The sequence below is a fragment of the Curtobacterium sp. 260 genome, assembly GCF_030803485.1.
In the GTDB taxonomy this organism is placed as follows: Bacteria; Actinomycetota; Actinomycetes; order Actinomycetales; family Microbacteriaceae; genus Curtobacterium.
Map to the genome: position 1 here is coordinate 1 of NZ_JAURUY010000025.1, position 5,747 is coordinate 5,747.

The window sequence follows — 5,747 nt, forward strand, 5'->3', positions numbered from 1 at the left end:
TCGGACAGTGGACCGCTGCCGAGACGGCGCAGCGGGCGCACGGGGACCCGGACTCACCGAGCGTGGGCGACTACCACGTGCCGGCCCTCGTCGGGTGGGCGCTGACGGGCGGCCCCGTCGACGACGACGGGATGCTCGAGCTCCTCGAGCCCTGGCGCGGGCACCGCGAGCGCATCGTCCGACTGATCGGGGGCTCGGGCTTCCGGAAGCCGACGTTCGGCCCGCGGATGACGATCCAGGACCACCGCTGGCACTGAGCCCGTTTCGACCATGAGTGGCACTTGTTCATGCACCTGCTTCTGCTGTGTCAGGATCGACCGCATGGGGAACGTTGTCGTCATGCGAGCCGAAGATGCACGTCGCCGAGAGCTTGAGAGCGAGGGATGGGTGGTCATCGCGCGATCCTTCGGGGCGCGACTCGAAGCTGCCGACGTGGATCAGACTGTCCTGCAGGAGCAGATCGGCAAGATCAGCGACCCCGTACAGCTCACGGAACTCGATGCCGGTGATGCGAACATGATTCTCGAGCTCGATCAGGCCACTGCTGACGACTACCCGGGCAGCGTCGCCACGCAGCACGAGCAGATGACCGCTGACGAAGCCCGGCCGACGGATCGCCGACGCGCATTCGGAGCTGTGGACAAGGAAGGGGTCCTCCTTGCCATGACGTTCGTCGAGGTCGAGGTCGAGGGCGGTGTGGTCGACACCGACTTCACTGTGGTGCGGGCGGGCTTCCGCCGTACCGGTCTCGGAGCAGCAGTGAAGGCGTACTCGATCCTGGCGCTGCTCGGGGAAGGTGCGTTGCTGTTCCGCACCGGAGGGTCTGCGGACAATGCCGCGATCATCGGTGCGAACGCCCGCCTCGGGTACGTGCGGGATGAGGAATGGGTGACACTCGCCGAACCCGATCACCCCGCCGCTTGAGCGCGCGAGCCGATGACTCGTTCCGGTCGTCGCGGGACGGTCAGAAGAGAAGCGTGTCGACTGTCCCGCCTCTCCTGGCGCTCTTCTCGGATGCGTGCCAAGTGACGGCTGCGGCACCGGCCCAGAGCAGTCCCATGAGGAGTGCACCGGAGTAGTTCAGCCAGAAGCCTCCCGCGAGGCCCTCTGCGGTGACCCCGATCCGCGCAGATGCGATGAGACTTGTGAGCGGGATCGCTCTTGCCACGGCGGCGACGGGGTCCCAGAGGATCTCGATCGGTGCCACCACTCCGGCAAGGAGTGGAATCAGGTACTCGGACAGGTTCGCGAGCACGAGGCTGTCCCGAAGGAACAGGCTGACTGCCCCGAGCAGGAATCCGATGCCGACGGCAGTCGGAGCGACTGCGCTGACCGTGAGGAGGATCGCGATCCACGTCGAACCGGTTTGCGGTACACCGACCACGAGGAGGCTGGGCACGAGCCCGATGCAGGCGACGAAGACTCCGAGGCCGGACACGACGACGAACCGCCCGACCCAAGAGGCGATCCTGTTCGTGTGCGCAATGAACAGGAATGCCGTCGTACCTTCGAATCGATCTTCAGCCATCAGCGTTGCGACTGCGACGCTGGCTGTCACTGATCCAACTGCCAGAGCGGCTGCTACGGCATCGCCGGTCGTCGGCGCCCGCAGCCCGGCGCCGGAGGCGATTGCAAGGTAGAAGAGGGAAGTCAACAGCGGGATCAGGCCCAGGCGCACCAGACGCACCGCAGTACTGGTCGACTCCGGCAATGTCGCCCAGGCAACGGCGGCGCCGGACCTGAAAGCGGGAAGCAAGCTACTCATGCGAGCGCCAACGAACCATCGCGACGAGCTTTCCGTAGGGCAGCACCCAGCAGGGCTGCAGCGCCGCCTGTCCAGAGGAGCGACATGACGGCCGACTGACCCAACCAGAACCAGTCGGTGGTGCCGTCTGTCCGGTACGAGGCAACCGCGCCGAGGAGCGGATGGATGGATGCGACTGGGAGAACCCAACCTGGCAGTGACGAGAACGGGATGACGATGCCACTCAGTAGCCAGATGGGGGTGAGCAGAAGTGGTTCGAAGACGGTGGCTGCTCGGCTCACGACGAAGACCGCGGCAAGTACGCACCCAGAGCTCACGCACGCGAGCAGGGCACCCAGGAGTGTCAGAGCAGCAGCTGGTTCTGTTCTCAAGCCGCCCGTCAGTATGAGTTGCAGCACCAGCGCAACCGGCACGCCGATCAGTCCGATCATGGCGGCCGAAGCGCAGAGGCCGCCGAAGACGACACCGGGTCGGAGCACACTCATCGCCATGTGCTCGAGGGTTCCTTGAAAGCGTTGGTAGCCGATGATCCCCACCGCGGTCGTCGTCGACGCCCAGAGTCCCGCAACCGAGCCGTGGAGCCAGAGGTCCTCTGGCACGTGTGCCCCAGCACCGAGCGCCCCGATGAGTCGGAACAGGACGAATACGACAGGGGCGGCAATCGCCTGCTGCACGAAGAATGGGGTCCGAAGTAGCGCGAAGCAATGGAAGAGTGTGATCCGCAGGACCGCGGTCATCGGTCACTCGCGATACCGTCGTTGTTGCGGAGGAAGGCGAGGTAGGACTCTTCCAGGGTCGTGGGCCGGGAAATGACCGATCGAATGTCCGCAAGGGCATCGAGGTCGGTCTGATCGACGAGCGGAGCTCGATGTGCCCAGAGAATGTCCACCCACCACAGCCCTCGGCGATCTTCGCTGTGCACATGCGCGACACCGGCAAGTGATCGGAAGAGCGGCGACGGGTCTGTCCTTGACTGCACCGTGAGCGACGTCACGGTGCCTATCCCTGCTGCCGCGGCTATGTCAGCCGAAGTTCCACGTGCGACGATCTGACCCCCCGCAACTATGTCGATCCGGTCGGCAAGATCGTCCGCGTCCCGCAGGTGATGAGTAGTCAGAAGGACGGCATGACCATTCGTCCTTAGGCGGCGGATGATGTTGCGAAGATCTTCCGCGCCCTCGGGGTCGAGGCCGATCGACGGTTCGTCGAGCAGCAGGAGTTCGGGATCGGACATGAGGGCGCGGGCGATGTGCAGACGCTGGCGCATGCCTCTCGAGTACGTTTCGACGCGATCGTCTCCTCGTCCGGAGAGACCTACTGTCTCGAGGACTGCAACGGTTCGTGCACGGGCTCTGGGTCCGCTGACGCCCTGGAGTCCTCCGAAGAAACGCAGGTTCTGCAGGGCGGTCGCCCGCATGTAGAACCCTCGGTCGCCACCGAGGACGAGGCCCAGGTGTCGTCGCGCCGCTCTCGGTTGTCGGACGGCATCGACGCCCGCAACACGGACGCTTCCGCTTGTGGGTTCGAGCAGAGTCGCCGCCATCTTCACGGTCGTCGTCTTTCCAGCTCCGTTCGGTCCGAGGACGGCCACGACCTCGCCGCGACTGATCGTGAGATCAATCCCTCGGACTGCCTCGACAACCTTGCCCGATGCTCGGAAGGCGCGCCGGACGCCCCGCATCTCGAGTGTTGCTGGAGTCACGAGGTCCGCGGGTCCATGCCGGACGGGTCCTTGGAGATCCGCGCCATCACGTCTTCCGCAGCGGCCGTACTGCCAGCACCGGCGAAGGTCGCCACGAGGTTCTTCCGCACACTCAGGAGGCGACTGGGCGCACCCTCATCCGCGATCAAGCCCTCGGCTTCGTGAAGCAGCTCCGCAGCGCTGTTCCAGCGTTCGCATCGGTAGTGGAGGTAACCGGACAGGGCCACAGCTTCTGACAGGGACTCCCGATGGTGTGCCCGAGTCCATTCGAGGTGCTCGTCAAGCTTCGAGCTTGCTTCCTCCAAGCGGTGGGGGTCCTGCGCGGTGAGTTGCGCGTCGTTCACGCGTACCTGCGCGAGGTACCGTCGACGTTGATCCTCGTCAACCATGGCGACGGCTCCCGCAGACAACAGCCGCACCGCCTGGTCCAGGAGTTCCGCGGCGAGCGAATGCTGTCCTCGTCGCACAGCGGTCAACGCTTCCAGGTTGAAGGTCACTCCAGCGAGTGCATCTCGATCACCAGGCGCGATGCGACGCTGAGCGGCGTACCTGTCGAGGTCTCCGCGAAGTCCAACCAGAAGAGCTGCGGCACGTTCGTGTTGCCCCCTGCGTTTGGTGAGCCATGCCGCGCGACGCACGCTTGCCATGGCTGATTCTGCTTCACTGGCGGTGGTTCCCTCTGCCAAGGTCTTGAAGATCACTTCGGCTCGATCATCACCAGTGGCCGCGAGAGCGGTTGCAACGTAGGTGAGCGCCCGAGGCTGCGACGGAAGCCTCGACGCATCGACGAGTACACGGGCGATGTGCCCGGCTGCGTCCCAGAGTCCAGCCAGGTTGATGGTCACGTCGATGTGGCCCGCAAGCTCGGCTTCAGATATCTGGTCTCCGATCCACGCGTCAGCGACTGCGCTTGGATCGTACGACGCACAAGCACGCGATGAGTCGATACCCACAGCAGCGGCGGCATCTCGCAGGAATTCTGCGGGGTCGTCGTTGCGCCGTAGACCGAGATCACTTGCGTGGTTGGGCGCGCGGTGTGACCGCGTCAACGGCACTCTTGCCAACCGGGCAATCGTCGCACGCTCTCGCAAGGCAAGATGCGCAGGTGCAGAGGCGAGTTCATCGGCCAGTTCTGTCAGTGGTGTTTCGAGGATCATCACTATTCCAGGGAAAGAGAAGCGGGTGCGGCTCACGCCGCACCCGCTTTGGATTTCAGTGGCGCCAGACGACCTGGCTGGTGCTGAATACTGCCGCGGTGTCCTGGAGTTCGCGGACGATGGTCTCGATGTTCATGGTTCCCCCCTTTCGGCTTCGTTGGAGAAAACGTAGGAGCGGAATCGATGCCTGTCAAGGATGACAATCACATGAAATCTGGCCTTTATAGGTCCTGATGGAAGGCGTCAAGTCCGCACTTCCGCCCACTTTGTGGATTCGATCTCCGGCTGGCACATCGATCTCGTCCTGTGCATCATTGGTCCTCGAAGGAGGCTTCGTGCACGACGGCCACCGGCACGCCGGCCACGAGGACCACCACGACGAGCACCGGGCGGCACTGGCGTCACCGGCGGCGGCTGGGAGGGGGGTGGCGGAGCCGCCACGTGCCTCCCCGCCGCCGTCCGTGCGGCCTCGGGCCTCCTACGCTGGCCGCATGACGACCTTCATCCGCTCCGCTCGGTCGAGTGACGCGGAGGCCGTCGAGCGGATCGAGAACGATGCCGACCTGCTGTTGGTCGACCGCCTCCGCGCCGACGTCTGGGCTCCGGCTCCACACGGCGGTGCGCGGCTCGCAGAACCCGGCTTCCTGCTCGTCGCCGAGGCCGACGGCGAGGTCGCGGGGTTCGCGCACGTCCTGGAGGTGGACGGTGTCTGCCATCTCGAACAGCTGTCGGTCCACCCGCTGCTGTCGCGGCGGGGCCTCGGCCGAGCGCTCGTGGAGTCCGCGAAGGACGGAGCCCGCGAGCGTGGGTACGCACGCATCTCCCTCCGCACCTACGCGGACGTGCCGTGGAACGCTCCCTTCTACGCGACGGTCGGCTTCCTCGAGGAGGAGCCGGCCACGTCCTTCCACCGGTCGCTGCTCGAGGTCGAGGCGCAGCACGGTCTCGATCGGTACGGGCGGCGGGTGCAGATGAGCGCGCCCCTCGGGGACCCACGCCCGTAGGAACGGCTGCTCCGGACGAACACGGTCGTGGCGATGCTCGTGCCGGCGATCATGGAGCAGAAGGTGACCTCGCGACAGGCCTGGCGCGCGTGGCGGTACCTGCTCCGGCGCTTCGGCGA

The 5,747-nt window shown here is 65.4% G+C and carries 6 protein-coding genes and 1 pseudogene; 3 read left to right on the forward strand and 4 right to left on the reverse strand.

From position 1 onward, the window contains the following. Both J2X59_RS15830 and J2X59_RS15835 read left to right on the forward strand, forming a co-directional pair. A pseudogene (locus J2X59_RS15830) lies at positions 1-257 on the forward strand (DNA-3-methyladenine glycosylase 2 family protein); the annotation flags it as partial. A gap of 64 nt (positions 258-321) precedes the next feature. Beyond that, entirely contained in the window at positions 322-924 is a 603-nt protein-coding gene (locus J2X59_RS15835; RefSeq protein ID WP_326497310.1) for an acetyltransferase, read from the forward strand. A 40-nt stretch (positions 925-964) separates the two neighbouring features. Here the strand turns inward: J2X59_RS15835 and J2X59_RS15840 are convergent, their stop codons facing one another. The 4 genes from J2X59_RS15840 to J2X59_RS15855 form a co-directional block, all read right to left on the reverse strand. Further along, positions 965-1,678, reverse strand: a complete 714-nt coding sequence (locus tag J2X59_RS15840; protein ID WP_326497311.1) for an ABC transporter permease — start codon at positions 1,676-1,678, stop codon at positions 965-967. A gap of 83 nt (positions 1,679-1,761) precedes the next feature. After that, positions 1,762-2,502, reverse strand: a complete 741-nt coding sequence (locus J2X59_RS15845) for an ABC transporter permease (protein WP_326497312.1) — start codon at positions 2,500-2,502, stop codon at positions 1,762-1,764. Further along, positions 2,499-3,446 (reverse strand): ABC transporter ATP-binding protein, encoded by a 948-nt coding sequence (locus J2X59_RS15850; RefSeq protein ID WP_326497315.1) that lies wholly within the window; start codon positions 3,444-3,446, stop codon positions 2,499-2,501. Before J2X59_RS15850 ends, J2X59_RS15845 begins: the two co-directional genes overlap by 4 nt. A gap of 17 nt (positions 3,447-3,463) precedes the next feature. Then, positions 3,464-4,660 carry a hypothetical protein gene (locus J2X59_RS15855; protein ID WP_326497313.1) on the reverse strand — a complete coding sequence of 399 codons (1,197 nt, stop codon included), beginning with the start codon at positions 4,658-4,660 and terminating at the stop codon, positions 3,464-3,466. Positions 4,661-5,115: 455 nt separating this feature from the next. Here J2X59_RS15855 and J2X59_RS15860 point away from each other — a divergent pair, with 455 nt between their 5' ends. Further along, a complete protein-coding gene (locus J2X59_RS15860; RefSeq protein WP_326497314.1) occupies positions 5,116-5,628 on the forward strand; it encodes a GNAT family N-acetyltransferase in 513 nt (170 codons plus the stop codon). The last annotated feature ends 119 nt before the right edge of the window (positions 5,629-5,747 follow it).